The 24728-nt window shown below is 62.2% G+C and carries 31 protein-coding genes; 22 read left to right on the top strand and 9 right to left on the bottom strand.

Annotated elements, in window-relative coordinates; genetic code table 11:
* The first annotated feature begins 19 nt into the window (after positions 1–19).
* Positions 20–1192 (top strand): lytic murein transglycosylase, encoded by a 1173-nt coding sequence (locus ACP15O_RS16145; RefSeq protein WP_425097150.1) that lies wholly within the window; start codon positions 20–22, stop codon positions 1190–1192.
* Complete coding sequence (locus ACP15O_RS16140) at positions 1192–1737, top strand: hypothetical protein (protein ID WP_425097149.1); 546 nt, start codon at positions 1192–1194, stop codon at positions 1735–1737. The genes ACP15O_RS16145 and ACP15O_RS16140 overlap by 1 nt, the downstream gene beginning before the upstream one ends.
* 55 nt (positions 1738–1792) lie before the next feature.
* Here ACP15O_RS16140 and smc read toward each other — a convergent pair whose 3' ends face one another.
* A complete protein-coding gene (gene smc / locus ACP15O_RS16135) occupies positions 1793–5248 on the bottom strand; it encodes a chromosome segregation protein SMC (protein WP_425097148.1) in 3456 nt (1151 codons plus the stop codon).
* Positions 5249–5437: 189 nt separating this feature from the next.
* On the opposite strand from smc, the gene ACP15O_RS16130 reads away from it, so the two are divergent.
* The 3 genes from ACP15O_RS16130 (at position 5438) to ACP15O_RS16120 (ending at position 8226) form a co-directional block, all read left to right on the top strand.
* Complete coding sequence (locus tag ACP15O_RS16130; protein WP_425097147.1) at positions 5438–5893, top strand: GNAT family N-acetyltransferase; 456 nt, start codon at positions 5438–5440, stop codon at positions 5891–5893.
* Between the two features lie 191 nt (positions 5894–6084).
* Positions 6085–7299 (top strand): TsoY family (seleno)protein, encoded by a 1215-nt coding sequence (locus ACP15O_RS16125; protein ID WP_425097146.1) that lies wholly within the window; start codon positions 6085–6087, stop codon positions 7297–7299.
* Between the two features lie 159 nt (positions 7300–7458).
* Positions 7459–8226 (top strand): FadR/GntR family transcriptional regulator, encoded by a 768-nt coding sequence (locus ACP15O_RS16120; protein ID WP_425097145.1) that lies wholly within the window; start codon positions 7459–7461, stop codon positions 8224–8226.
* Positions 8227–8278: 52 nt separating this feature from the next.
* Here ACP15O_RS16120 and ACP15O_RS16115 read toward each other — a convergent pair whose 3' ends face one another.
* The 5 genes from ACP15O_RS16115 to ACP15O_RS16095 form a co-directional block, all read right to left on the bottom strand.
* Complete coding sequence (locus tag ACP15O_RS16115) at positions 8279–8836, bottom strand: F0F1 ATP synthase subunit B (RefSeq protein WP_425097144.1); 558 nt, start codon at positions 8834–8836, stop codon at positions 8279–8281.
* Positions 8837–8840: 4 nt separating this feature from the next.
* Complete coding sequence (locus ACP15O_RS16110) at positions 8841–9377, bottom strand: F0F1 ATP synthase subunit B' (protein WP_425097143.1); 537 nt, start codon at positions 9375–9377, stop codon at positions 8841–8843.
* 80 nt (positions 9378–9457) lie between these two features.
* Entirely contained in the window at positions 9458–9682 is a 225-nt protein-coding gene (locus tag ACP15O_RS16105) for a F0F1 ATP synthase subunit C (RefSeq protein ID WP_425097142.1), read from the bottom strand.
* 78 nt (positions 9683–9760) lie between these two features.
* Positions 9761–10519 carry a F0F1 ATP synthase subunit A gene (locus tag ACP15O_RS16100; RefSeq protein WP_425097141.1) on the bottom strand — a complete coding sequence of 253 codons (759 nt, stop codon included), beginning with the start codon at positions 10517–10519 and terminating at the stop codon, positions 9761–9763.
* 2 nt (positions 10520–10521) lie between these two features.
* The gene (locus tag ACP15O_RS16095; RefSeq protein WP_425097140.1) at positions 10522–10851 is read right to left on the bottom strand and encodes an AtpZ/AtpI family protein; all 330 of its coding nucleotides are present in this window, start codon (positions 10849–10851) and stop codon (positions 10522–10524) included.
* Between the two features lie 237 nt (positions 10852–11088).
* On the opposite strand from ACP15O_RS16095, the gene ACP15O_RS16090 reads away from it, so the two are divergent.
* Positions 11089–11424 carry an ArsR/SmtB family transcription factor gene (locus tag ACP15O_RS16090; RefSeq protein WP_425097244.1) on the top strand — a complete coding sequence of 112 codons (336 nt, stop codon included), beginning with the start codon at positions 11089–11091 and terminating at the stop codon, positions 11422–11424.
* On the opposite strand, the gene ACP15O_RS16085 is transcribed toward ACP15O_RS16090, so the two are convergent.
* Together ACP15O_RS16085 and ACP15O_RS16080 are read right to left on the bottom strand one after the other, a co-directional pair.
* Positions 11421–12302 carry a DMT family transporter gene (locus tag ACP15O_RS16085; protein WP_425097139.1) on the bottom strand — a complete coding sequence of 294 codons (882 nt, stop codon included), beginning with the start codon at positions 12300–12302 and terminating at the stop codon, positions 11421–11423. The genes ACP15O_RS16090 and ACP15O_RS16085 overlap by 4 nt on opposite strands.
* A gap of 1 nt (position 12303) precedes the next feature.
* Entirely contained in the window at positions 12304–13179 is an 876-nt protein-coding gene (locus ACP15O_RS16080) for a LysR family transcriptional regulator (protein WP_425097138.1), read from the bottom strand.
* A gap of 117 nt (positions 13180–13296) precedes the next feature.
* On the opposite strand from ACP15O_RS16080, the gene ACP15O_RS16075 reads away from it, so the two are divergent.
* Positions 13297–13890, top strand: coding sequence for an FMN-dependent NADH-azoreductase (locus tag ACP15O_RS16075; RefSeq protein WP_425097137.1), 594 nt, complete (start codon positions 13297–13299; stop codon positions 13888–13890).
* Positions 13891–13976: 86 nt separating this feature from the next.
* On the opposite strand, the gene ACP15O_RS16070 is transcribed toward ACP15O_RS16075, so the two are convergent.
* A complete protein-coding gene (locus tag ACP15O_RS16070; protein WP_425097136.1) occupies positions 13977–14216 on the bottom strand; it encodes a hypothetical protein in 240 nt (79 codons plus the stop codon).
* A gap of 370 nt (positions 14217–14586) precedes the next feature.
* Here ACP15O_RS16070 and ffh point away from each other — a divergent pair, with 370 nt between their 5' ends.
* The 15 genes from ffh to ACP15O_RS15995 all read left to right on the top strand — a co-directional run bounded on the left by ffh (position 14587) and on the right by ACP15O_RS15995 (position 24727).
* Positions 14587–16107 carry a signal recognition particle protein gene (gene ffh, locus ACP15O_RS16065; protein WP_425097135.1) on the top strand — a complete coding sequence of 507 codons (1521 nt, stop codon included), beginning with the start codon at positions 14587–14589 and terminating at the stop codon, positions 16105–16107.
* A gap of 146 nt (positions 16108–16253) precedes the next feature.
* A complete protein-coding gene (locus tag ACP15O_RS16060; RefSeq protein ID WP_425097134.1) occupies positions 16254–16814 on the top strand; it encodes a GNAT family N-acetyltransferase in 561 nt (186 codons plus the stop codon).
* Positions 16811–17338 carry a GNAT family N-acetyltransferase gene (locus ACP15O_RS16055; protein ID WP_425097133.1) on the top strand — a complete coding sequence of 176 codons (528 nt, stop codon included), beginning with the start codon at positions 16811–16813 and terminating at the stop codon, positions 17336–17338. The genes ACP15O_RS16060 and ACP15O_RS16055 overlap by 4 nt, the downstream gene beginning before the upstream one ends.
* Entirely contained in the window at positions 17335–17853 is a 519-nt protein-coding gene (locus tag ACP15O_RS16050; RefSeq protein ID WP_425097132.1) for a GNAT family N-acetyltransferase, read from the top strand. The genes ACP15O_RS16055 and ACP15O_RS16050 overlap by 4 nt, the downstream gene beginning before the upstream one ends.
* Positions 17853–18455, top strand: a complete 603-nt coding sequence (locus ACP15O_RS16045; protein WP_425097131.1) for a GNAT family N-acetyltransferase — start codon at positions 17853–17855, stop codon at positions 18453–18455. The genes ACP15O_RS16050 and ACP15O_RS16045 overlap by 1 nt, the downstream gene beginning before the upstream one ends.
* The gene (locus tag ACP15O_RS16040) at positions 18448–18744 is read left to right on the top strand and encodes a chorismate mutase (RefSeq protein ID WP_425097130.1); all 297 of its coding nucleotides are present in this window, start codon (positions 18448–18450) and stop codon (positions 18742–18744) included. The genes ACP15O_RS16045 and ACP15O_RS16040 overlap by 8 nt, the downstream gene beginning before the upstream one ends.
* Before the next feature lie 67 nt (positions 18745–18811).
* Positions 18812–19189: a 30S ribosomal protein S16 gene (gene rpsP / locus ACP15O_RS16035; protein WP_425097129.1), complete on the top strand. Its 378-nt coding sequence runs from the start codon at positions 18812–18814 to the stop codon at positions 19187–19189.
* Between the two features lie 145 nt (positions 19190–19334).
* Entirely contained in the window at positions 19335–20051 is a 717-nt protein-coding gene (locus tag ACP15O_RS16030) for a dienelactone hydrolase family protein (protein ID WP_425097128.1), read from the top strand.
* 77 nt (positions 20052–20128) lie between these two features.
* The gene (rimM, locus tag ACP15O_RS16025) at positions 20129–20647 is read left to right on the top strand and encodes a ribosome maturation factor RimM (protein WP_425097127.1); all 519 of its coding nucleotides are present in this window, start codon (positions 20129–20131) and stop codon (positions 20645–20647) included.
* Positions 20644–21480, top strand: a complete 837-nt coding sequence (locus ACP15O_RS16020) for a hypothetical protein (RefSeq protein ID WP_425097126.1) — start codon at positions 20644–20646, stop codon at positions 21478–21480. The genes rimM and ACP15O_RS16020 overlap by 4 nt, the downstream gene beginning before the upstream one ends.
* A 48-nt stretch (positions 21481–21528) precedes the next feature.
* Positions 21529–21984 carry a hypothetical protein gene (locus ACP15O_RS16015; RefSeq protein WP_425097125.1) on the top strand — a complete coding sequence of 152 codons (456 nt, stop codon included), beginning with the start codon at positions 21529–21531 and terminating at the stop codon, positions 21982–21984.
* Positions 21985–22012: 28 nt separating this feature from the next.
* Entirely contained in the window at positions 22013–22846 is an 834-nt protein-coding gene (gene trmD / locus ACP15O_RS16010; protein WP_425097124.1) for a tRNA (guanosine(37)-N1)-methyltransferase TrmD, read from the top strand.
* 233 nt (positions 22847–23079) lie between these two features.
* Positions 23080–23463: a 50S ribosomal protein L19 gene (rplS, locus tag ACP15O_RS16005; RefSeq protein ID WP_425097123.1), complete on the top strand. Its 384-nt coding sequence runs from the start codon at positions 23080–23082 to the stop codon at positions 23461–23463.
* A gap of 11 nt (positions 23464–23474) precedes the next feature.
* The gene (rpmE, locus tag ACP15O_RS16000; protein ID WP_425097122.1) at positions 23475–23696 is read left to right on the top strand and encodes a 50S ribosomal protein L31; all 222 of its coding nucleotides are present in this window, start codon (positions 23475–23477) and stop codon (positions 23694–23696) included.
* A gap of 221 nt (positions 23697–23917) precedes the next feature.
* Positions 23918–24727 carry a division plane positioning ATPase MipZ gene (locus tag ACP15O_RS15995; RefSeq protein WP_425097121.1) on the top strand — a complete coding sequence of 270 codons (810 nt, stop codon included), beginning with the start codon at positions 23918–23920 and terminating at the stop codon, positions 24725–24727.
* Position 24728: the final 1 nt, after the last annotated feature.

Raw genomic sequence — 24728 nt, 5'->3', positions numbered from 1 at the left:
TTAACTTTCCGAGGATTTTATGCGCCTATCTCTTGCCTTGTCCGCCCTTCTGCTATCTGCCACCACGGCCCTTGCCGCGTCCCCCTGCGGAGGCAACTTTAGCGGGTTCGTTCAGGGCCTGCGAAGCGAGGCAACCGCCAAGGGCTATGACAACGGCACCGTACAGCGGTTTTTTGCGGGCGTGCGTCAGGATGCAAAGGTGCTGAAAGCCGACCGCGCTCAGGGCGTTTTCCAGCTGGATTTCACCACTTTTGCCCGTCGCCTGATCTCGGCCGATCGGATGAAGCGCGGCCAGTCCAACGCCCGTAAATACGCCAGAACCTTCGCCCGGATCGAGCGCGACTACGGCATCGCCCCCGGTGTTCTGCTGGCCTTCTGGGCGTTCGAAACGGATTACGGCGCTTTCCAGGGGGATTTCAACACGCTGAACGCGCTGGTCACCCTGTCGCATGATTGCCGCCGCCCGCATCTGTTCCGCCCGCAGGTCTTTGCCGCGCTTGAGCTGTTCACCCGAGGCGACTTCGACCCGGCCCGCACCACCGGCGCCTGGGCGGGGGAAATCGGCATGGTGCAGATGCTGCCCCAAGACATTCTGGATAACGGCGTGGATGGCGACGGTGACGGCCATGTCAGCCTGAAAACCTCGGCCCCCGATGCGCTGATGTCGGGCGGGAAAATGCTGTCGCATCTGGGCTGGAAACACGGAGAGCCCTGGTTGCAGGAAATCACCGTCCCCGCCGATATGGACTGGTCACAAACCGGCATCCACACGCAAATGCCCCTGTCCAAATGGGAGTCCATGGGCATCCGTCCCCGCTCCGGCAAATGGGCGGCGAACCTGCCCGGTTCGGTCATCCTGCCGCAGGGGCATAAGGGGCCGGCCTTTCTGGCCTATCCGAATTTCAACGTCTATTTCGAATGGAATCAAAGCTTTACCTACGTCCTGACCGCCGCTTACTTCGCCACCCGTCTGGAAGGCGCCCCAGTGTTCAACCCAGGAAACCCCGATGCGGGCCTGGCTGGCGCGCAGATGAAACAGCTGCAACGCAAACTGGCCGCGCGGGGCCATGACGTGGGCAAAGTGGACGGCATCCTGGGCGCAGGCACCCGCAAGGCCGTCCAGGCCGAGCAAAAACGCCTGGGCCTGCCCGCCGATGCCTGGCCCACCGCGCAACTTCTGGGGAAACTGTAATGCACGCCAAAACCGCCGAGCTGCGCGCCGCAATGGATCATATCCGCGCCGCCCCCCCGGACAACGCCCCAATCGCCATGCTCTGCCGTCGCCCCGATTTCGGCAAACGCGATTTCGTGCAATCGCTGGACATGACCGTCACAGGCGGCATCCCCGGCGAGCGTTGGGCGACATCCCCCTGGATCACCCGCCCAGATGGCAGCCCCGATCCGCGCATTCAGGTCTCGATCCTGCCCACCCGCGTGATGGAGACCGTCTGGCTGGACCGCGAAACCCAGCCCCATCCGGGCGATCCCATTGTCGCCGATCTGGATTGCTCTTACAGCAACCTGCCCGTCGGCAGCCACCTGCAAGCCGGCACCGCCATCCTCGAAGTCTCGGACGTCTTCAACGACGCCTGCATCAAATGGAAAGCCCGCTACGGAGCCCCCGCCAAAGACTGGATCATGGACCGCCAGAACATCCACCTACGCCTGCGAGGACTGCTGTGCAAAATCGTCCAGGACGGCACCGTCACCCTTCAGGACCGCCTGATCAAACTCTGAATACGGGACGGCGGGCGGGGCGATGTTGCCCACAGGGCAACGAGCGGCGCTCCCGTCACGCCACCAGCTGTTCCGCCTTCTTCAGATCCACGCTCACCAGCTGACTGACCCCCTGCTCCTGCATGGTCACCCCAAACAGCCGATCCATCCGCGCCATCGTCACCGCATGGTGCGTGATGATCAAGAATCGCGTGTTCGTCCGCCGGCACATCTCGTCCAGCATGTCACAGAACCGCGTCACATTGGCATCGTCCAAAGGCGCGTCCACCTCGTCCAGCACACAGATCGGCGCCGGATTGGCCAGGAATACCGCGAAAATCAGCGCCAGCGCGGTCAGCGTCTGCTCGCCGCCCGACAGCAGGCTCAAAGTGCTCAGCTTCTTGCCCGGCGGCTGGCACATGATCTCCAACCCGGCCTCCAGCGGGTCATCCGATTCCACCAGCACCAGATTGGCCTCGCCGCCACCGAACAAATGCCGGAACAGCTGGCTGAAATTCGCATTCACCTGCTCGAACGCCGTCAGCAGCCGTTCGCGCCCCTCGCGGTTCAGGCTGGCAATCCCCTGACGCAAAGCCTTGATCGCCTCTTCCAGATCGGCCTTTTCGCCGATCAGCACACCGTGCTCTTCACGCACTTCCTTGGCGTCTTCCTCGGCCCGCAGGTTCACCGCCCCCAGAGCATCGCGCTGTCGTTTCAGCCGATTCACTTCGGTTTCGATCTGGTCCGATCCAGGCATCTCCTGAGGGTCAGCATCCAATGTTTCCAGCAACTTATCGGGGGTGCTGTCCTGTTCCTCGCTGATCCGTTCGGCTGCGGCGGCCACCGTTTCGCGCGCCGCATCGGCCCGCGCCTCGGACCGGGCGCGCGCCTCGCGGGCTTCGCTGGCCAGCCGCTCGGCATCCCGTTCGGCCTGTTCGGACTGGCGCGCGGCCGTGTCCGCCTCGGCCAGGCTGTCCGCCGCCAGACGGCGCCGCTCTTCGGCCTGTTCAATCGCCTCGTTCAGCTCTTCGCGCTGAATCGCAATCTCTTCGGGGGCCGCGCTGGCCTCGATCAGGTCCTCCTCGGACGCGCCCTTGCGATCTTCCAGCTCGGCCGAGCGGGTCGAGGCAGTGTCCAGACGGTGCCGCCATCCGCTCAGTTCTTTGGTGACTTCCTGACTGCGCCGGATGCGAGCGTCGCCCTCGCGGCGCAGCTCATCATGGGCCGAGCGCTTGGACATCATCGTGATCCGCGCCGCCTCGACCGTCATTTTCACGTCTTCCACCGAGGCCCGCGCGGCCTCCAGATCGTCCAGCTCGGACACCGCCTGCTCGGCCTCATTGACTTGCGCGCGCGCGGCCATCGCATCCTCTTCGTGCCGCGAGACCGCCAGCCCCATCGATTCCAGCTTGGACTGCGCCAGATTGCGATCCGCCTCGGCCCGGCTCAGCTTGCGGTTCGCCTCGTTGACCAGCCGGTCGGCATCGCGCCGCGCCTGACGGGCGGCCTGATCGGCATGGGTCAGATCCGTCAGACGGGCCGCCAGCGCCTCATGCGCCTGACGCGCCGCATCGGCCCGCGCGTTGGCGCGCTCCATCTGTTGTTTCAGTTCTTCGAGACGGTTCAATTGCTGCAAACGCAGCGCCGCAGCCGAGGGCGCATCCTCGGCCCAGGCGCGATAACCATCCCAGCGCCACAGATCGCCCTCTTGACTGACCAGCCGCTGACCGGGGCGCAGTAACGGCTGCAAACGCGCGGCATCCTCGGCGCCGACCAGCCCGATCTGTGACATCCGGCGTGCCAGAACATCCGGAACCGACACATGCCGCGTTAGTGCTGTCACCCCTGCCGGCAGCGGCTGCGTATCCTCGTAATCAGGCAGAACCGCCCAGCCCGAGGGGCCGTCTTCGTCCACCTCAGGGGCGCGCAGATCATCGGCCAGAGCCGCACCCAGGGCCTTCTCGAACCCTTGTTCCACCTGCAAACGGTCCATGATCTGACCGCCCTCGGCCGTGTCCCGTTCCAACAGTTTGGCCAACGCCGTTACCTCGGCGCGCAGGGCGTTCAGCTCGCCTTCGGCCTCGGATCGTTCGGCGCGCACATCCGCTTCGCGCGCCTGCGTGTCGGCGCGGGCGGCCTCGGCCTCAAGCAGCATCTCTTCGGCATTCGAGGCCGTCTCGACCGCGATTGCCTCGGCTTCTTGCGCGGCTTCGAACTCGATCTCGGCGTTTTCCAGCGCGCCTTGGGCGGCATCAACCGCTTCGCGCGCCTTATCCGCTTCGGCCTCGGCGCGTGTCTGGGTTTTCCGGCTGTCCTCCAGCAGGCGGTGCGCCGACTGATGTTTGGCCGCCAGACGGGCGACATCCTCGGTGCGTTCGGACAGATCCGCCTCGCGATCCTGCAAGATGCCCGCCGCCTCGTGCGAGATTTCAGCGGCTGTCTCCAGCTTCTCCATATGGCCTTCGCCGGCTTTTTGCAGCTCGCGGGCTTCCCATTCCAGCCGTTCGATCATTTCGCCGGCATCGCGGTTCAGACCGGCCTCGCGTTCGATGTCACGGGCCAGCTGTTCGATACGGTTGCGCAGCGTTTCAATCGTCTGCACCGCCCGCGCTTCCTGATCCGAGAGCGCATCGCGCTGCACTTGCAGACGTTGCAGGACGGCGGCGGCGATTGCCTCTTCCTCGCGCAGGGGCGGCAGGGCCTCTTCTCGCTCGGCGCGCAGTTTTGCGGCTTTGCGCGCCGTGCCTTCGGCCCCGGCGGCGGCGGTCACACGTTCGCGCAATTCGGCATCGGCCACCAGGCGCGCCTCGTCTGCCTCGCGCCAGCGGCGATACAGCAACAGCCCTTCGGCGCGGCGTAGTTCCTCGCCGATGGCCCGGTAGCGCGCCGCCTGACGTGCCTGCCGATCCAGCTGTGACAGCTGATGCGCCAGCTGTTCTACCACATCGTCCACACGCGCCAGATTCTGTTCGGCGCCTTTCAGTTTCAGCTCGGCTTCGTGCCGGCGTTGATAGAGGCCCGAAATCCCCGCGGCCTCTTCCAGAATGCGGCGGCGGTTCTTGGGTTTGGCGTTGATCAGCTCGCTGATCTGCCCCTGCCGCACCAGCGCCGGCGAATGCGCCCCGGTCGAGGCATCGGCGAACAGCATCTGCACATCGCGCGCCCGCACGTCCTTGGTGTTCACCTTATAGGCACTGCCCACATCGCGAGTGATCCGGCGCACGATTTCCAGCTGATCTTCGTCATTGAACCCGGCGGGGGCCAGACGTTCCTGGTTGTCGATAATCAGGGACACTTCGGCAAAGTTCCGGGCCGGACGCGAGGCCGCGCCGGCAAAGATCACATCCTCCATGCCGCCGCCACGCATGGCTTTGGGCCGGTTTTCCCCCATCACCCAGCGCAGCGCCTCCAGCAGGTTGGACTTACCGCAGCCATTGGGGCCCACGACGCCGGTCAGCCCGTCCTTGATCAGCAGATCGGTCGGGTCCACGAAGCTTTTGAAGCCGGTCAGTCTGAGTTTCGTGAAAAGCAAGCGCGAAGGGTGTCCTGTGATTCCAGTGTAACCCCGATCCTGATCCGCCAAGCCCCTCTGAGTCAACGCCAACACCCCTGATATGGCCGCGCACCCCAAGTTATCCACAAGATATTGCGGATTTCCGCCACTTGACCCAAACGCGGAACATCGCAAAAATCTTCGTCGGATCACAAGGAAGGACCGGGAATGACGCTCTCAATTTCTGTCGAAAGCCCGCTGACGCCCGACGGATTGGCGCTGGTGGACGGTTCAGAGCAGGCCCTGCGCGCGGTCTACAGCGCCGATGAATGTTTTACCTTCTCGGCACGGGAATTGGACAGGCCCGAGATCATATTTCTGGTTGCACGAAGGAATGCGGCCGCTGTGGGATGCGTTGCGCTGGTCGATTGCGGCACCTATGGCGAGGTCAAACGCCTGTTCGTCACCCCAGCTGCGCGGGGCACCGGGGCTGCACGCGCCTTGATGGCCCAGCTGGAGACTACCTCCCGCGCCCAGGGGCACACCCGCGTGATGCTGGAAACGGGTGATAAACTGGCGGCCGCTGTCGCGCTCTATCGTGATCTGGGCTATGCCAAACGGGGGCCTTTCGGGTCATATGCAGATCACCCGGCCAGCCTGTTCATGTCAAAGCCACTCAGTTGACACATGTCCCGCGCCGAGGCCCACGGAATTGGGCCGCGGCCACAGGCGAATAGGAAAAACAACTCTCATACCCGCAGCTTCGCCCCAACAGGTAAAGGCCGCGTTAAGCCGCCTGCGACAACGCATCCCATTACATTCCATATCTTGCATATTAATATACATTCCAGCTACGGAATATTTATGAGGTCACCATGTCCACGCAAATCAAACGCCCGGCGGACAGTTATTCACCGCTTTATTTCCTTGCCTCTTTGGGGGCTGGCGGCCTGGCCGTCACGTTCTTTATGTATCTGATGTTCTGGGTGCCGCACCCCGACCGGCCCGTGCCCATCTTCGAAGACATCCTGGCCGCGTTCCAAACCGGCCAGATCGGGCTGCAAATTGCCATTGCGGTTGCCGTGGTTGGCATCGCGATCTTTGCCTTCCTCAATGTGAAACTGCTGATCTGGAACTTTGCGTCTCTGGGTAAATTCAAGCAAACCGAAGCCTATGAAAAGCTGCGCAACTCGAATGCGGAAACCACACTGCTGGCGGCCCCTCTGGCCACGGCCATGACGGTGAATGCCATGTTCATCGTGGGGCTGGTCTATGTCCCCGGCCTGTGGAGCATCGTCGAATACCTGTTCCCCATGGCGCTGATCGCGTTCCTGCTGATCGGCGTCTGGGCGCTGCGCACGATCGGGGATTTCCTGGGCCGAGTACTGACCAAAGGCGGTGTGTTCGATGTCACTGCGCATAACTCCTTCGCGCAGCTTCTGCCGGCTTTTGCGCTGTCGATGATCGCCGTCGGCCTGTCCGCCCCCGCCGCCATGAGCAGCACCACGCTGACCGTTGGGGTTGGGCTGGTTCTGTCCACCTTCTTTGGGATTGCCGCCATTCTATACACGGTGGTTGCGGCGGTAACGGCGTTCAATTCGATGCTGCACTATGGCACCGCAAAAGAGGCCGGCCCCACCCTGATGGTCATCGTGCCGATCATGACGGTTCTGGGCATCATGTTCCTGCGTCAGGGTCACGGGCTGCACACCAGCTTTGAAGCCCATGTCACCGATGGGGAAACCATGGTCTTTCTGGCCCGGATGCTGACCGTTCAGGTGCTGTTCGTGATGCTGGGAATGCTGGTTCTGCGCCGTCAGGGGTATTTCAAGGATTTCGTGCTGGGGACGAAAACCTCGCCCGGTTCCTATGCGCTGGTCTGCCCTGGTGTGGCCCTGTCGGTGATGATCCATTTCTTCGTGAACAAAGGGCTGGCCGCGGCAGGGGTGATTGACAAGTTCTCGGTTGCTTATTGGATCGTGACGGCTGTGGCGCTGGCCGCGCAGGCGCTGATGATCTGGCTGGTGCTGCGCCTGAACCGCCAGCATTTCGGCAAACCGTCCCAAGCGGTCGCCGTTCCTGCCGAGTAAGGCTTCCTCCGGCTCGGCAAACCCGAGGGCGGTCCGGTTCGGGCCGCCCTTTTGCGTGATCCCGGCTGGGGCTGCGCGCTTCAGGGGCTGTTCAACTTCCGTCTGCTGGCTTGCCAGGATCGGGCTCCGGTCATATAATTTGACCAAAAAGGACGCCCCATGCCCTTTCAGAAAGTCCAGCCCGAGAAGCTCTCGGCCGCCGTTACCCGACAGATTGAGCTGTTGATTTTGCGTGGTATTCTGCGCCCCGGTGAAAGACTGCCCTCCGAGCGGGAACTGTCCGAAAAATTGGGCGTATCCCGTCCGTCGCTGCGCGAGGCGATTGCCGAGCTACAGGACAAGGGCCTTCTGACCACCCGCGCGGGCGCCGGGATCTATGTGGCGGACGTGCTGGGCTCGGCCTTCTCCGAAGCTTTGGTCAAGCTCTTTGCCGCGCATGACGAAGCGGTGTTCGATTATATCTCATTCCGCCGCGACATGGAGGGGCTGGCTGCGGAACGCGCGGCCCGTCTGGCCTCGGATACGGATCTGAAGGTGGTCCAGACCATCTTTGACAAAATGGAGGCCGTCCATTCCAAACGCGACCCCGCAGACGAAGCCCGCCTGGATGCCGATTTCCACCTGGCCATCATCGAGGCCAGCCACAACGTGGTGATGCTGCACATGATGCGCTCGATGTATCAGTTGCTGCGCGAGGGCGTGTTCTACAATCGCACGATCATGTTCCGTCAGCGCACCACCCGCGATACGCTGCTGGATCAGCACCGGGCAATCAACGACGCGCTGCAAACCCGCGATCCAGCCGCCGCACGCCGCGCGGTCGAGGCGCATCTGGACTATGTGAAAGACTCGCTCAGCGACCAGCAAAAGGCCGAGCAGAACGAGAAAATCGCCCTGCAACGGTTCGAACACGAAAAGGCCCGCTAAAACGAAAAACCCGCGCCAAGGCGCGGGTTCTTTGATTGGGGTGTCCCAATGATCAGTGCAGTTTCGCGTCCACTTCGGCGATGGCTGCGTCGATCAGCTTGTTGCCCTCGGTCGCGGTCATCTTCTTGGCGATCACGTCATTCGCAGCGCCAATGGCAATGGCGATGGCCTGATCACGGACGTCCTTGACAGCCGAAGCCTCGGCCGAGGCAATCTGATCCTCGGCGGCCTTCAGACGACGCGCGATCGCGTCTTTCAGATCGACCTTTGCCTGTTCAGCGGCCGCGCTGGCCTCTTCCTTGGCGTGGGCGACGATCCGGTCGGCCTGATCCTGAACTTCTTTCTGTTTGCGCTCATACGAGGCCAGCAGGGTCTGGGCTTCTTCACGCAGGGCGCGCGCCTCGTCCAGTTCCGATTGGATATCCTCGGCGCGTTTGTCCAGCATCTTGCCCAGCATCGAGGGCACCTTGAAGTACACCAGAACCAGCAGGAACAGGATGAAGGCCAGCAGCACGATGAAGTTCGTGTTACCCAGCGAGAAGAACGGACCCGAAGCCGCGAAGGCCGGCGTTGCCGCAGTCAGGGCCAGCAGAGTAGCAAGTTTACGCATTCCCTTAGCCTTTCATACGTGCAGCAACGGCTGCGTCCACGGTTTTCGTGTCTGCCTCGCTGCCCAGGGCAGCGATGATCTCGGCGGTGGTGCCTTTGGCAACGTCCTTGACGCTTTCCAGGGCATTCGCGCGGATCTCGGCGATGACTTTCTCACCCTCGGCCACTTTCTCGGCGATCTCGGCATCCGCCTTGGCGGTGGCTGCGTCCAGATCGGCCTGAATTTCGGCCTTGGTTTCAGCGACGATGCGTTGGGCTTCGGCACGGGCATCTGCCAGCGCTTTGTTATAAGCCTCTTCAGCTTCGACCGCTTTCGCCTTCAGCTCTTCGGCTGCGGCGATATCGTTCGTAATTGTCCCCTGACGCTCGGCCAGAACCGCAGCGATGCGGGGCAGCGCGATGCGCGACAGGACGAAATAGATCACGACCAGCGTGACCAGAAGCCAGAAAATCTGGTTGCCCCAGCTCGATGGGTCCAACTGCGGCATGCCCGAGGCACTCTCAGTTGCCTGACCTGCGGCGTCGTGCGTATTGCTCGCCATTGCGTCCTCCTTGGGAACTTCCGGTTACACCGGGCAGACGCGCTGCGCCCACCCGGCCGTAAGGATGTGTTCCGTTCGGATTAGACGGCGAACATCAGCAGCAGAGCGACCAGGAACGAGAAGATCCCCAGGGCTTCTGCGAATGCGATGCCGATGAACAGGGTTGCAGTCTGCGAAGCAGCTGCCGACGGGTTGCGCAGAGCGCCAGCCAGGTAGTTTGCGGCCACGTTGCCAACACCCAGTGCGGCCAGACCAGTGCCCAGACCTGCAATGCCTGCGCCGATATGTGCGAGTTCGCCTTCCATTGTGAAATCTCCTTACGATTGGAAGTTGACGTTTGGTGTTGAGAGCATGAGCCTCATGCTCTCAGGTATTCGGGGGCCTTAGTGCGACGGATGCAGAGCGTCCTTCAGATACACACAGGTCAGAATGGTGAAAACGTAGGCCTGGATGAAGGCCACCAGGACCTCAAGACCGTACATTGCGGTGATCGCCAGAACCGACAGCGGGCTGACCGCGGCGATGGCTGCAAAGCCTGCGAACACCTTGATCACGGCGTGGCCGGCCATCACGTTACCAGCCAGACGAATGGAGTGGCTGACGGGGCGCACGAAATACGAGATCACTTCGATGATTGCCAGGATCGGGCGCAGGCCCAGCGGCGCGCTGGAGACCCAGAACAGGCCCAGGAAGCTGACACCGTTTTTGACGAAACCAGTGATGGTGACACCGACAAAAACCAGCAGAGCCAGAACCACGGTCACCGCAAAATGCGAGGTGGTGGTAAAGCTCATGGGGATCAGGCCCAGGAAGTTGGCAAAGACGATGAACATGAACAGGGTCATGATATAGGGGAAGAACTTGACCGCATCCTTACCGGCGACGTCCTCGACCATCTTGTAGATGAAGACATAGGCCAGCTCGCCAACCGACTGGCTGCGCGAGGGAACCGTTGCACGGCGCGAGGTGCCCAGAACCATCATCACGACGATCGCGACAACCGCCAGGGCCATCCACAGGGTCACGTTGGTGATGGTGTACCAATGGATCGCATCGCCACCGAACAGGGGCTTTACGATGAACTGATCCATCGGATGGAAAACCAGACCGCCTTCTTCCGCGCCATGTGCTTCGCTTGCCACGTCTATGTCCTCTCGTCCTTCTCGGCCTCATCGGCCAATGTCTGTTCCTGGAGCTCTTTCGACGTGCGGATCATCGTCTGAATCCCCGCCGCAAGGCCCAACAATGTGAATATGACAAGGAAGATCGGGATGGTCCCGAACAGGCTGTCCAGCCCGTATCCTATGCCAAAGCCGATCCCGAGACCGGCGACTAACTCGATCACCATTCGCCAGGCATGATTGGCCAGCGAATAATGTTCGTCCGCGCGGGGTTTCGGGGACTGGGCTGCTTTGACAGCCTCGATCCGGGCTTCCAGACGCTCTAGATCGCGTTTCTGGTCGGGATCGGTCACGCGCAAAACCCCCTTTGGACGGTTGGGCATTTGCTACGGCGCGGCACCGCCCGAGTCAAGCGCCCATTGGACGCGGCTGGAAGTCATTTAAGCCACTGTTATAATGAGTATTTTTATCAGAAAGAAGCAATGGGCGCGCCCTGGCCCCAAGGGCGTTATCGCTACCAGGGCGGATTCCGTATATTCAACTGTTTGGTTGATCTTCGGATTTGGCCCCGTTAACGCGGAGGCATGACACTGGCTGCTTCTCTTGATACCGTCTTTGCTGCGTTGGGCGATCCCACGCGCCGGCAGATCCTGTCTATGCTGCTGGAGGATGACATGGCGGTGACCGATGTGGCCGAGCCTTTTGAGATGTCCTTGGCGGCGATCTCGAAACATCTGGTGATCCTGGCCAATGCGGGGTTGATCAGCCAGGAAAAACGCGGACGGGTGAAATGGTGCAAGCTGGAGCCCGATGCGCTGCGCGAGGCGAGTATCTGGATGCAGAGCTTTGGCCAGTTCGAGGCGGTCAATCTGGATGCATTCGAGCGTTTTCTGCAAAACGAGCTGGGCAGCGGCCCGGCTGATTAACCGTCCCCCCTGAGCAGCATCAGCAGCGCCACGATACTAAGCCCGACGCCCACCAGCACCAGCGGTGTCGGGGCGCCATGCCCCAGGGAAATCTCCCATATCAGCACCCAGCTGGGGGTCAGGTAGGTATAGGCCATCACCTTGGCCGAGGGCAGCCGCAGCGAGGCATATTGCAGCAGCACGAAGGTCACGGCGCTGGCGAATACCGCGACATAAAGGATGGTGATCCAGACGATGCCCGGCAATGCGGCCCAGTCGGTGGCCGTGATATCGCCCCATCCCCAGAGCGTGACCAGCAGGCAGCAGGCCACCAGCATTCCGAAGGTGAAGACGATCGCCGGCTCGCCCCGGTTCAGCCTGCGCACCATGGGGGTATAGATCGCATGTGCCACGCAGCCCCAGAAATAGATGACCTCTCCGGTTCCGATATGGAAGCCCAGCAGCGCTGACAGGTCGGCGCGAAAAATCACCCAGACGGCTCCTGCTCCGCCCAAGGCCAGAGCCATCGCCATCCAGCGCGTGGTGATCTGGCGCAGCATCACGTAGCCGGCAAAAGCGCTGAGAATCGGGGTCAGTGTGAACACGGCTGCTGCGGACACCGGCGCGGCGGTTTTCAGCCCCTCGAACATCAGCACGAAATAGATGGCAAAGGTGCCCCCCAGCAGCAGATAGCGCCAGGGAGAGTGAAACGCAGTACGCGCGATCCCTGTGGTGGCCACGGCCGCCACCCCCACCAGGACCGCCGCAATCGCAAATCGCACCGCATTCAGCGCGGTGGGGGCAATATGCGGCGCAGCCAGCACCCCCAGCGAGAACGACCCCGCCACCAGAGCCGAGAACAGCAGCATCGCCGCATGGCCGCGCATGGCCTGAGACATGTCAGTTCCAGTCCTTGGCACGGTCTTTCAGGAAGCCCAGCAGCGCCTGAACCTTGGTGGTCCGGTGCAGCGCCATATGCGTCACCAGCCAGAGCGGCGATTCCCAATCCTCCTGGGCGGAGCAGACCTGCACCAGATCGGGATAGCGGCGGGCCTCCCACTGGGGCAGAAACCCGATCCCGACACCTTCCAGAACCGCCAGGTTCAGCGCCCGCACATCCGTGCTGCGGAACACGATGCTTTCCGGCGGGACCGTTTCCCACAGCCAGCGGAAAAATGGCGCGCGCGTGTCGCGATTGTCCGAGCCGATAAATTCGTGATCGCCGTAATCCTCGGGGCCTTCGGGCACACCCTTGCGCGCCACATACGAGGGCGCGGCAAACAGGCCGATCCGCTGTGACAGCAGGGGCTGCACCACATTGTCCGGATCCTTGGGCGCGCTGCCGGCGCGGATGGCCACATGCGCCTCGCCATATTCCAGCCGGAACAGCCGGTCGCTGGTCAGATACCGCAGAACCACCTCGGGATAGGCTTTGCGAAACTCAGACAGAACCGGCGTCAGCAAGGGCGCCAGCCCCGACAACGAAGTCAGCACCAGCTCGCCCGAGACATCCTGCCCGCGCCCCTTGATCCGCCCCGCCAGTTGGCTGAACTGATCGTCCGCCCCCTGCGCCACCCGCAGCAAATCCTGGCCGGCCTCGGTTGGGGTATAGCCGCGCGCGTGACGCTGAAACAGCTTCACCCCCAGACGCGTTTCAAGCGCATCAATATGGCGAATCACTGTGGCGTGATGCACGCCCAGAACATCCGCTGCCCCGCTGACCGTGCCCATACGTGCGACTTGATATGCGGTTCGGATTTCATCCCAGTTATCCATCTGACCCTCATCTGTGCGCCTGCAAACACCAACTGTGGGATCAGGCGAATTGTGTTCAACTACGCAAGGGATAACTGATTTAGGACCAAAGGCAATTCACAGAAAAGAGACCAGATCATGCCAAACATCCTTCGAATCGACTCCAGCATCAAAACGCAGGGCTCTATCTCGCGTCAATTGACCGACGAGATTCTGGCCAAACTGACCGCCGCGCATCCGGACGCCACCGTGACCAGCCGGGATCTGGGCGCGCAGCCCCTGCCCGCGACCGATGCCGACTGGCTGGTGGCCGTGAACACCCCTGCCGAGCAGCGCTCGGATTCGCAGGCCGAAATCGCCACGCTGTCCGACACCCTGATCGCAGAGCTGAAAGCCGCCGATATCGTGGTGATCGCGCTGCCGATCTACAATTTTGCCGTGCCCGCCCAGCTAAAAATCTGGCTGGATCAGATGGCCCGCGCGGGCGAGACTTTCCGCTATTCCGAGGCCGGCCCCGAAGGCCTGGTGCAGAACACCCGCGCGATCATTGCCTATTCCTCGAACGGGACGCGCATGGGCTCTGAAATCGACTTTGCCTCGGGTTATCTGCGGCATATGCTTGGGTTTTTCGGGATCACCGACGTGCAGTTCGTCGCGTCGGATCACTATGCCATCGACCCCGAATCGTCGCTGAAACACGCCAGCGACACCATCGCCACCCTGGCCGCCTGATCCGTTCCCACGGGCAAAGAAAAAGCGACGGAGGCCAATGCCACCGTCGCTCTCCAAACTGTCAGCCAAGCTGCCAGTTCGTAATATTAGCTGTCCGAATCGGTGCCGCCACCGGAGTTCAGAGCCGCTGCAACGGCAACTGCAACAACCAGGCCAACTGCAACACCTGCGCCACCCAGCGAACCAGCCGACGACGAAGCAGCTGCAAAGGGATCATCGTCCATTGCGGGCTCGGGATCGGTGTTACCGGGCAGAGCGTTACCTGCCGCGGCGAGGCCGGGCACGAAAGCGGAGCAAACGGCCATAGCCATAGCAAGCTTTTTCATCTTGAAACTTCCTTCTAATGTTTAGGCCAACACGGCCATTACACGAATTAGCGCACAAAAATCTTTCAAGTAAAGGAATTGGTGCACCAACCCACTTAAAGCCCTCTTATATTCATCTAAAGCGATGCAGGTCAACCACACACGCAACCGCCATCGGCGCGATCAGGCCGATCCGGGCCAAGTGTTGACTTATTCACACAGTTCGACTATCCGCGCCCTACCAATCCGGGAGTCCACGAGTCTTCCGGTCCCATGCTACATGCAGGGATCGCCCCCCGTCAGCGCGTTGCGCCCACGGGGGACATTGGCATTTGGGCCGGTCTTGCTTACCTGTAGGGCCATGTTGAAACGGGGTTAAGGAGCCGCGGGAATGTTTGAAAATCTATCCGAACGCCTGGGCGGGGTCTTTGACCGCCTGACCAAACAGGGCGCTCTGTCCGAGGATGACGTTAAAACCGCCCTGCGCGAGGTCCGCGTGGCCCTGCTGGAGGCCGACGTTTCCCTGCCCGTTGCCCGTGACTTTGTTAAAAAGGTTCAGGAACAGGCGACAGGCCAAGCCGTCACCAAATCCGTGACTCCGGGCCAGCAGGTCGTGAAGATCGTGCATGACGCGCTGGTGGACGTGCTGCAAGGCGCCGAAGACCCCGGCGCGCTGAAGATCGACAACCCTCCGGCGCCGATTCTTATGGTCGGCCTTCAGGGCTCGGGTAAGACGACGACCACCGGCAAGCTGGCCAAACGCCTGAAAGAAAAAGAGGGCAAGCGGGTGCTGATGGCCTCGCTCGACATCTACCGCCCCGCCGCAATGCAGCAGTTGCAGGTTCTGGGCACGCAAATCGGCGTGGACACCCTGCCGATCGTCGCGGGCGAAAGCGCCGTGCAGATCGCCAAACGGGCGAAGACGCAGGCCAGCCTTGGCGGCTATGATGTCTATATGCTGGACACCGCCGGCCGGTTGCAGATCGACGAAACCCTGATGCAAGAGGTCGAGGACGTTCGCGATGCCGTTAACCCGCGCGAAACTCTGCTGGTGGTCGATGGCCTGACCGGCCAGGTCGCCGTCGAGGTCGCCGAGGAATTCGACGCCAAGATCGGCATCAGCGGCGTTGTCCTGACCCGGATGGATGGCGACGGACGCGGCGGTGCGGCCCTGTCCATGCGCGCCGTGACCGGCAAACCCATCCGATTCGTCGGCCTGGGCGAGAAAATGGACGCGCTGGAAACCTTCGAGCCCGACCGTATCGCCGGCCGAATTCTGGGCATGGGCGACATCGTGGCCCTGGTGGAAAAAGCTCAGGAAACCATCGAGGCCGAACAGGCCGAACGCATGATGCGCCGCTTCAAGAAGGGTCAGTTCAACATGAACGACCTGAAAATGCAGCTTGAGCAGATGCTGAAAATGGGCGGCATGGAAGGCATCATGGGCATGATGCCCGGCATGGGCAAAATGGCCAAGCAGGCTCAGGCCGCGGGTATGGATGACAAGGTGCTGAAGCGCCAGATCGCCCTGATCCAGTCGATGACCAAAAAGGAACGCGCCAACCCGCAGATCCTGCAAGCCAGCCGTAAGAAACGCATCGCCGCCGGTGCCGGGCTGGAGGTCAGCGAGCTGAACAAGCTGCTGAAGATGCAGCGCCAGATGGCCGACATGATGAAGAAAATGGGCAAGATGGGCAAAGGCGGGATGCTCAAACAAGCCATGAAGGGGATGATGGGCAAGGGCGGAATGCCCGATATGGGTGGGATGGACCCCAGCCAGATGGACCCCAAAGCGCTGGAGCAAGCCGCAAAGGCCATGGGCAGCAAGCTGCCCGGCGGCATGGGTGGCCTGCCCGGTCTGGGCGGCGGCGCGCTGCCCCCCGGCCTCAGCGGTTTCGGCAAGAAGAAGTAAATCATGGCTTTCCTCGTCCCCTCCTCTCTGATGCAGATGCCCCGGCCTGACCGCCGGGCGGCGTCTGCCTGGGTAGGCGCAGAATGCGCCTGCCGGGGGGCAGGCAGGCGCAGCCCGGCACTGCGTGCCGTGCGAGGGGGGCTCAAATGAGCCTGACCAACGCCCCCACCCTGGAAACCGATCGCCTGATCCTGCGCGGTCCGCATCGTAAAGACGCGGAACCGCTGATGGATTTCCTGTGCGATCTGGACCGGGCCAAGGGCTTTGGCGCTTATGACAATCGCAGTGACGCATGGCGCTGGTTCGCGCTGAACATCGGCCACTGGCATCTGCACGGCTATGGCTATCTGACCATCGAGGACAAAGCCTCGGGTCAGGCGGCGGGCATCACCGGCATCTGGAACCCGCATGGCTGGCCGGAACCCGAGCTGGGCTGGGTCGTCTTCGCCGATTTCGAAGGCAAGGGCATCGCCCATGAGGCCGCCCTGCGCGCCCGCGAATGGGCCTATGCGCCCGATGGGCTGGGCATGACCACGCTGACCTCGAATATCGTGCCGGGGAATGTGCGCTCTATCGCTCTGGCTGAACGTCTGGGGGCCACGTTCGAACGCAAATACCAGAACGTCCACATGGGCGAGGATCTGCTCTATCGCCACCCCGGCCCGGCAGATCTGGACACCGACGGCTCGGTGGAGGCCTACGCATGACCTTGCTGACTGTCACCATCCCCACACTGGAAACCGACCGCCTGATCCTGCGCGAATTCCGCGAAAGCGATCTGGACGTGATCGCCGCGTTCTTTGAAAGCACGCGCAGCCATTTCGTCGGCGGCCCCAAGCCACGCGCCGAAAGCTGGCGCACGATGGCCGGGGCCCTGGGCCATTGGATGCTGCGCGGCTATGGGCTCTGGGTGGCTCAGGACAAAGACACCGGCACCCCCGTGGGCGGCGTTGGCTTTCTCAACCCCGAAGGCTGGGACGAGCCGGAACTGGGCTGGCATCTCTATAACGGGCACGAGGGCAAAGGCCTGGCCTATGAGGCCGCGCTGACCGCTCGCGCCTATGGGGCACAACATTTCGGCCTTGCCGCCCCGATCAGCTATATCGACCCGGACAATACGCGCTCGGTGGCGCTGGCCAAACGGCTGGGCGCGATTTTCGAGCGTGAAGGCAGCGTCATGGGGCATCCCTGCCACGTCTATCGCCACCCCGCACCGGAGGCCGCAACATGACCGCAGCCTTCCCCATTCTGGAAACGGATCGCCTGATCCTGCGCGCCCCCGGCCCAGCGGACGAGGCCGCCATTGTGGAATTCCTGCGCTCGGATCGGGCCGAATTCTACGGCGGGCCGATGGATCTGGGCACGGCCTGGGGCAAACTGGCCGCCTATGCAGGCCAGTGGATGCTGCGCGGCTATGGCATGTTCGCAGCCGTCGAGAAAAGCACCGGGCAGACCATCGGCATGGCCGGCCCTTACCATCCCGCGCATTTCCCCCAGCCCGAGATGAGCTGGCTGGTAACCGCGGCCGAACACGAAGGCAAAGGCCTGGCGCACGAGGCCTGCCGGGCCGTGTTGCAGCATCTGTTCTGCGATCTGAACTGGCCGCATGTTGTCAGCTATATCGACCGGAGCAATGCCCGCTCGCGCATGTTGGCCGATCGTCTGGGCGCGCGGATTGCCCCCGAGCTGAGCGCTCCGATCGAGAACTGCGATACCTATCGCCACCTTCCCAGCGAGGGCGCATAATGACCGTTCAGATCCCCATTCTGGAAACCCGGCGCCTGATCCTGCGCGGCCCCGAGCCCGAGGATTACCCGAATTTCAAATCCACTTTCACCAGCTATCGCGCGCGTTTCATGGGCGGGCCGCTGAACGATTACGAAACCTGGATGCTCTATGCCGCAGAAATCGGCCACTGGCAGATCCGCGGCTTTGGCATGTGGATGATCCACGACAAGGTGACCGATAAACCGCTGGGCATGGCCGGCGGCTGGAAACCCGCCAAATGGCCCGAGGCCGAGCTGGCCTGGATCATCTGGCCCGAAACCGCCGGTAAGGGCTATGCTTTGGAGGCCACCCATGCGGTGCGCAACCATCTGTATACACAGATGGGCTGGCAGACCGCCGTGTCCTATGTGGATCCCAAGAACCTGGATTCGATCCGTCTGGCCGAACGTCTGGGCGCGAAACGCGACACCACCGCCACAACCGTGGACGGCAATGACCATGTGTTCCGCCATCCCGCGCCCGATCAGTTGGCCGGCAGCCAGCTGGCCCACGGGATCGAGATGGAAATCGCCAATTACGCCGACCCTCTGTTCAAACCGAAAGGGATGCCCATTGACTGACGCCGTGACCCGCGCCGCGCAAATCCTGAAGGACCACCGCGAAAGCATCGACCGTCTGGATGCGATCCTTGTCTATACTCTGGGCGAGCGGTTCAAACACACCCAGGCCGTTGGCAAGCTGAAGGCCAGCCACGACCTGCCCCCTTCGGACCCTGATCGCGAAGCCACGCAAATCGCGCGGCTGGAAGATTTGGCAAACCGGGCCGATCTGGACCCCGATTTCGCCAAGAAGTTTCTGAACTTCATCATCGCTGAAGTCATTCAGCACCATAAGAAACACCAGGAATAACCCTGGCCCCTAACCCAAGGATCCGCCGGTCCGACACCGGCAAACGCCATCAAAGGAGAACTCAACAATGGCAATGAAAATCCGTCTGGCCCGTGGTGGCTCGAAAAAACGCCCCTTCTACCGCGTTGTGGCTGCTGACAGCCGTATGCCGCGCGACGGCCGTTTCATCGAGAAACTGGGCACCTACAACCCGCTGCTGCCCAAAGACAGCGAAGAGCGCGTGAAACTGGACATGGAGCGCGTTCAGTACTGGCTGGACAAGGGCGCTCAGCCCACCGACCGTGTGTCGCGTTTCCTGGAAGCCGCCGGCACCCTGGAGAAGAAAGAGCGCGCCAACATGAAAAAGGCCGAGCCGGGCCAGAAAGCCAAGGATCGCGCAGAAGAAAAAGCCGCCAAGGCCGCTGAAGCTGCCGAAGCCGCAGAAGAAGCCTCTGCCGAGGAATAAGGCCCACGCGCCTGGCGTGTTGCCTGACCAAAAGAACGGGGCATCGCAATCGCGGTGCCCCTTTTGCATTTTATGGCCCTTATCCGATTGCAACTGGCCGCATGTCGCGTCACTCTGGGTTGCAATAAGAGGTAACGAGGGCAGCATGAAGAACACTCCGCACAGCTATTCGGACGGCGAAACGACTATGCTCGGTCGGCTGATCTGGGATCCCGCGAACACAGACCCGCAGCCGGGTCTTCTGGTCGCTCCGGCCTTTGCCGGGCTGGGGGCGCTGGAATTGCAACGGGCCGAAGAGCTGGCCACCCTGGGATATGCCGTGCTGGCCGTGGATTACTACGGCGAGGGGCGTCATACCTCCGAGCGCGAAGTCGCGCTGGACTGGATGACAGAGCTGAACCAGAATCGCCCCCGCCTGGGGCGCCGGATGAACGCGGCCCTGGAAACACTGAAGGCCCAGCCGATGGTGGATGCGAACCGCACCGGAGCCCTGGGTTTCTGCCTTGGCGGCAAAGCCGTTCTGGACCTGGCCCGCACCGGCGCGGACCTGCGCGCGGTGGCCCCGATTCACGGCCTGTTCGATGCCCCGCCCGAGGTGCAAGACTACAAAGCCGCCGCGCTGATCCTGCACGGTTGGGATGATCCTCTGGCCACGCCCGCCGACGTGCAGGCCCTGACCCAGGAACTGACGCAGCATTGCCCCGACTGGCAGTTGCTGGCCTTTGGGCACACCGGGCATTCCTTTACCAATCCCAATGCCAATATGCCCAAGGCCGGCATGGCCTTCAGCCCGGTCGCCTATGCGCGCGCGTGGCGGGCTCTGACCGATTTTCTGGCCGAGCAGCTGGCCCCCGCGCCCTGACCGAATTGTCCTGACCGAATTGCCCCGCCCGCTTTGACGCGCTATCACCTGAGGCGAACCGCCGAAGGATCCCAGCCATGAGCCACCCAGACGATCTGATTTGTGTCGGAACCATCGCCGGCGCCTATGGCGTCCACGGCGAGGTGCGCCTGAAAAGCTATACCGCCCAGCCCGAGGCGATCGAGGAATATAACCCCCTGCTGACCGAGGACGGCAGCCACAGCTTTGACGTGGGCGTCCTGCGCACGATCAAGAACGGGCTGGCCGTGCGCCTGACCGACGTCACCACCAAGGAAGAGGCCGACGCGCTGAAAGGGGTAAAGCTCTTTGTGCCGCGGGGCCGGCTGCCCTCGTTGCCCGATGACGAATTTTACCACGCCGACCTGATCGGGCTTGAGGTATATGACACCGGCGGAACCCTGCTGGGCCGCGTGAAATCGGTGCAAAATCACGGGGCGGGCGATCTGCTGGAACTACACGGCGCGGGGCTGAAAGCCAGCGTTCTGCTGCCCTTTACCCTGGCCGCCGTGCCCACGGTGGATCTGACTGCCGGCCGGATCATCGCAGACCCGCCCGAGGGCCTGCTTGACGTATGACGCGCGTCATTATCCATGCCGGTTTTCACAAGACGGGCACCACCAGCCTTCAGGCTTTTCTGGAACGCAACGCCCAGCGCCTGCGCCCCCACATGGCGGTCTATCAGAAAACAGAGCTGAAGCGCGCCCGCTATCTGGGCCGCTGGTACGGGCAACGCCCGGTATTCTGGCGGCGCTGGCTGTTTCGTCTGGGGTTTCGCGCGTTTTTGCGCTCGGTTCCCGATGCCCCTGTGATCGTGATCAGCCGAGAGAGCCTGTCCGGCATGATGCTGGGCCTGCGCGGGGCACGGCTGCGTCCGGCCCGGCGCTATGCCCCCATGGCAATTCCCCTTGCCCGTGAAATCATCCGTGAAACCCGCCGCCGCTTCGGCCCGGATGTGCGGATCGAGTTTCTCTATACCACGCGCGCGCCCCGGCCCTTTGTGAACAGTCTATGGCGGCATGTGCTGCGCACCAACAGACTGACCCAAAACGAAGCACAGTTTGCCGCCGGGTTTTCCCCGCTGCCCGATCTTGAGGCCGAGGCTCGGGCCATCCGCCAGGCCATCGCCCCCGTCCCCGTGCACACCGCCGCGCTGGAGGGCTACGCAGATCATCCCTTTGGCCCCGCGCAAGCGCTGCTGGATCTGCTGGACATTCCGCCCCAGACACAGGCCGAGCTGCGCCCGATCGGCCGCCGGAATCCGGGCCAATCCGAGACGCTGAGCCAGGAATTCCTGAAATTGAATCGCGGAAAAATGCGCGGGCGCAAACTCTATGAGACCAAAGAGGCACTGGCCATCGCCGAACACCCGCCCCAGACGCGCCGAAAACCGCAATACCGCAAACCGTGACGGGCTTTGTCATTCGCGGATCGCAGGGATTGCACCTACTCTAAGAGCATGGCTTTTGAAAAATACTCTCTGTCCGGCATCCTTGCCTATGTGATCCCTCTTTATGCCGCGCCGATTTTGGCGGGGCTGTCCGCAGCGCCCTGGGCCAGTGTGCCGGTTTTCGCGCTGTTTTTCTCGGCTCTTTCTCTGAAGACGCGCAAATTGCCCTCTCAGCCCGCTCTTTTGATCCTAAACGCGCTGGTTGCGTTGATCGTGAATGGCGCCATTGCTGCGGTTCTGTTCGGGCTGGGGTATCTGGGCGGGCGTATGACGCAGCCTCTTGGCCTGCCGCTGTGGGGGCCGGTTCTGATCTGCGCGGGGGCCACGGCCTTTGGGATCTGGCGCTACCGCTGGACGCCCCAATCCGCGCAGTTCGAGGCCTTTCTGGACGATGCTCTGGATCAGATCGACCGGATGCAGCCACCAGAGCCAGACGAAAACCGGGAAAATGACCCCTTGGACTAGCCCTGCGGAACCGGGTATGACGCCGGGTATGAGCGATACTCCGACCCCACCGCGCAAAGCCCCCCCCAGCCGGTCACACGGGCGTAAATCCGTGCGCCTGACCCTGCAACCCCAGGATCTGATGAGCGAAACCACCCTGCGCCCCGATGTCTGGACGGCGCGGATCATCACCCTGTTCCCGCAGGCTTTTCCTGGGGTTCTGGGGGAAAGCCTGACCGGCAAGGCCCTGTCTGAACGCAAATGGCAGCTAGAGACCACGAACCTGCGCGATTTCGGGGTTGGACGACATCGCAATGTGGATGACACGCCAGCCGGCGGGGGCGCAGGCATGGTGCTGCGGCCCGACGTTCTGGGCAACGCAATCGACCAAACATTGCGCGGCGCGCGCGGCAATTGCCCGCTGGTGTACCTGTCCCCGCGTGGGAAACGCTTTGATCAGGCGATGGCGCGGGCGTGGTCTCGGGCGGACGGGATCACCATGCTGTGCGGCCGGTTCGAGGGCGTGGATCAGCGGGTGCTGGATCACTATGACATTCAGGAGGTCTCGCTTGGGGATTTCGTTCTGACCGGCGGGGAAATCGCGGCTCAGGCCATGATCGACGCCACGGTGCGACTGCTGCCCTCGGTGCTGGGTAACGCCGAAAGCATCGAGGACGAAAGCCATTCGAACGGCCTGCTGGAACACCCCCAATACACCCGCCCCGCCGAATGGCGCGGACGTCCGATTCCGCAGGTGCTGATGTCCGGCCACCACGGCAACGTCGCCCAGTGGCGTCAGGAAATGGCCGAGCAGATCACCAAAGAACGCCGCCCGGACATGTGGGCCGCGTATAAGGCCGTGAAAGACGCTAAATCCCCTTGATCGCCGCAGCATCTGCCCCTATACACCGCTCGTTCGCGGCCGGAATCGGCCTGCGGGCCTGCTGTGGTATTCCGGGTGCGTCTTCGGCACCCCCAGTGCATCCCCGGCAGTTTCAAAGAAAGACGACCTGAACCCTCTGGCGGGCGCTGCGGCGGACCCGGATGAAGACCAAGAGCTCTGAGGATGTCACAGACCTTTGCGGACCAACCGCAAGCATAGCTAGGAGCAAAGCGATGGATCTGATCGCACAACTGGAGGCGGAACAAATCGCCGACCTGGGGAAATCCATCCCCGATTTCAAAGCTGGCGATACCATTCGCGTCGGCTACAAAGTGACCGAAGGCTCGCGCACCCGTGTGCAGGACTACGAAGGTGTCTGCATCAGCCGTAAAAACGGCAACGGCATCGCCGGCTCGTTCACTGTTCGCAAAATCTCGTTTGGCGAAGGCGTAGAGCGTGTGTTCCCGCTGTTCTCGACCAACATCGACAGCATCACTGTTGTCCGCCGTGGCCGCGTCCGCCGCGCCAAACTGTACTACCTGCGTTCGCGCCGCGGTAAATCCGCCCGTATCGCAGAAGTCACCAACTACAAGCCCAAAGCCGGCGCCGAAGCATAAGGAACGGATTGATGAAAGATGGCATCCACCCCGACTATCACTTCATCGAAGTGAAAATGACCGACGGCACCATGGTCACCATGCGTTCGACCTGGGGCGCCGAGGGCGACACCCTGGCCCTGGACATCGACCCCAGCGTGCACCCGGCCTGGACCGGCGGCACCTCGCGTCTGATGGACGCCGGCGGCCGCGTCTCGAAGTTCAAAAACAAATACGCTGGCCTGGGCTTCTGATCCCGTCTGGCATGTTGTTTCGGAAGGCCCCGCCAATGGCGGGGCTTTTCTTTTGTGCAGGCCCCATTTGCCCGTTTGGTCACCTTCCCTCTTCCAAAATCGCGTCACAGATGCGAAGGAATGCTTTCAAGAAAGCAACAAAGCTTTGAAAAACAGGCCGACCCACAATATCCTGTGGGCACAAGGCATGAGCAAGGCAAGTTATAGCGGGATAGGGTTCAATGGCGCATATTATTGTCGTCGGAAACGAAAAGGGCGGCGCAGGCAAATCCACCGTGTCGATGCATGTGGCGACGGCTCTGGCCCGAATGGGCAAACGCGTGGCCGTGCTGGACCTGGATCTGCGGCAGAAGACCTTTGCGCGCTATGTGACGAACCGAAAGGCGTTTCTGGAACAATCGGGTCTGGATTTGCCCTCGCCTTCGTATTTCGACCTGCCTGAGATTGATCAGTCCCAGTTGAAACCGGGCGAAAACCCCTATGATCACCGGCTGTCGCAGGCGATCGCCACGGTCGAGCCTGACAACGATTTCATCCTGATCGACTGCCCCGGCTCGCATACGCGGCTCAGCCAGGTGGCGCATTCGCTGGCCGACACGCTGATCACCCCGCTGAATGACAGCTTTGTGGATTTCGACCTGCTGGCCCATGTGGACACGGACGGGCGCAAAATCCAGGGGCCCTCGGTCTATTCCGAGATGGTCTGGAACGCGCGGCAACTGCGGGCTCAGGCCGGGCTGAAGCCGATTGACTGGGTGGTTCTGCGCAATCGTCTGGGCGCGCAACATATGGTCAACAAAGAGAAAATGGAGAAAGCGCTGGACGCTCTGGCCAAGCGCATCGGGTTCCGCGTGGCCCCCGGTTTCCACGAGCGCGTGATCTTCCGCGAGCTGTTCCCCCGCGGCCTGACCCTGCTGGACCTGCGCGACATCGGGGTGAAACAGCTGAACATCTCGAATGTCGCAGCCCGGCAAGAGCTGCGCGATCTGATGAAAGCACTGGACCTGCCCGGCGTCGAGATCAACTTCTGAT

This window comes from Youngimonas ophiurae (nom. illeg.) (assembly GCF_049803795.1).
Lineage (GTDB): Bacteria > Pseudomonadota > Alphaproteobacteria > Rhodobacterales > Rhodobacteraceae > Thalassobius.
This window is presented reverse-complemented; position numbering and strand designations above follow the sequence as displayed.

What these genes read in the sequence shown, in the direction of transcription:
- ACP15O_RS16045 (WP_425097131.1), top strand. Translation starts at nt 17,853, where the DNA reads ATGACCGTTCAGATCCCCATTCTGGAAACCCGGCGCCTGATCCTGCGC.
- ACP15O_RS16145 (WP_425097150.1), top strand. Translation starts at nt 20, where the DNA reads ATGCGCCTATCTCTTGCCTTGTCCGCCCTTCTGCTATCTGCCACCACG.
- ACP15O_RS16060 (WP_425097134.1), top strand. Translation starts at nt 16,254, where the DNA reads ATGAGCCTGACCAACGCCCCCACCCTGGAAACCGATCGCCTGATCCTG.
- ffh (WP_425097135.1), top strand. Translation starts at nt 14,587, where the DNA reads ATGTTTGAAAATCTATCCGAACGCCTGGGCGGGGTCTTTGACCGCCTG.
- ACP15O_RS16115 (WP_425097144.1), bottom strand. Translation starts at nt 8,836, where the DNA reads ATGCGTAAACTTGCTACTCTGCTGGCCCTGACTGCGGCAACGCCGGCC.
- rpsP (WP_425097129.1), top strand. Translation starts at nt 18,812, where the DNA reads ATGGCAATGAAAATCCGTCTGGCCCGTGGTGGCTCGAAAAAACGCCCC.
- ACP15O_RS16015 (WP_425097125.1), top strand. Translation starts at nt 21,529, where the DNA reads ATGGCTTTTGAAAAATACTCTCTGTCCGGCATCCTTGCCTATGTGATC.
- ACP15O_RS16080 (WP_425097138.1), bottom strand. Translation starts at nt 13,179, where the DNA reads ATGGATAACTGGGATGAAATCCGAACCGCATATCAAGTCGCACGTATG.
- ACP15O_RS16030 (WP_425097128.1), top strand. Translation starts at nt 19,335, where the DNA reads ATGAAGAACACTCCGCACAGCTATTCGGACGGCGAAACGACTATGCTC.
- ACP15O_RS16050 (WP_425097132.1), top strand. Translation starts at nt 17,335, where the DNA reads ATGACCGCAGCCTTCCCCATTCTGGAAACGGATCGCCTGATCCTGCGC.
- ACP15O_RS16085 (WP_425097139.1), bottom strand. Translation starts at nt 12,302, where the DNA reads ATGTCTCAGGCCATGCGCGGCCATGCGGCGATGCTGCTGTTCTCGGCT.
- rimM (WP_425097127.1), top strand. Translation starts at nt 20,129, where the DNA reads ATGAGCCACCCAGACGATCTGATTTGTGTCGGAACCATCGCCGGCGCC.
- rplS (WP_425097123.1), top strand. Translation starts at nt 23,080, where the DNA reads ATGGATCTGATCGCACAACTGGAGGCGGAACAAATCGCCGACCTGGGG.
- ACP15O_RS16140 (WP_425097149.1), top strand. Translation starts at nt 1,192, where the DNA reads ATGCACGCCAAAACCGCCGAGCTGCGCGCCGCAATGGATCATATCCGC.
- ACP15O_RS16130 (WP_425097147.1), top strand. Translation starts at nt 5,438, where the DNA reads ATGACGCTCTCAATTTCTGTCGAAAGCCCGCTGACGCCCGACGGATTG.
- ACP15O_RS16020 (WP_425097126.1), top strand. Translation starts at nt 20,644, where the DNA reads ATGACGCGCGTCATTATCCATGCCGGTTTTCACAAGACGGGCACCACC.
- ACP15O_RS16075 (WP_425097137.1), top strand. Translation starts at nt 13,297, where the DNA reads ATGCCAAACATCCTTCGAATCGACTCCAGCATCAAAACGCAGGGCTCT.
- ACP15O_RS16110 (WP_425097143.1), bottom strand. Translation starts at nt 9,377, where the DNA reads ATGGCGAGCAATACGCACGACGCCGCAGGTCAGGCAACTGAGAGTGCC.
- ACP15O_RS16105 (WP_425097142.1), bottom strand. Translation starts at nt 9,682, where the DNA reads ATGGAAGGCGAACTCGCACATATCGGCGCAGGCATTGCAGGTCTGGGC.
- rpmE (WP_425097122.1), top strand. Translation starts at nt 23,475, where the DNA reads ATGAAAGATGGCATCCACCCCGACTATCACTTCATCGAAGTGAAAATG.
- ACP15O_RS16070 (WP_425097136.1), bottom strand. Translation starts at nt 14,216, where the DNA reads ATGAAAAAGCTTGCTATGGCTATGGCCGTTTGCTCCGCTTTCGTGCCC.
- ACP15O_RS15995 (WP_425097121.1), top strand. Translation starts at nt 23,918, where the DNA reads ATGGCGCATATTATTGTCGTCGGAAACGAAAAGGGCGGCGCAGGCAAA.
- ACP15O_RS16055 (WP_425097133.1), top strand. Translation starts at nt 16,811, where the DNA reads ATGACCTTGCTGACTGTCACCATCCCCACACTGGAAACCGACCGCCTG.
- trmD (WP_425097124.1), top strand. Translation starts at nt 22,013, where the DNA reads ATGAGCGATACTCCGACCCCACCGCGCAAAGCCCCCCCCAGCCGGTCA.
- ACP15O_RS16125 (WP_425097146.1), top strand. Translation starts at nt 6,085, where the DNA reads ATGTCCACGCAAATCAAACGCCCGGCGGACAGTTATTCACCGCTTTAT.
- ACP15O_RS16120 (WP_425097145.1), top strand. Translation starts at nt 7,459, where the DNA reads ATGCCCTTTCAGAAAGTCCAGCCCGAGAAGCTCTCGGCCGCCGTTACC.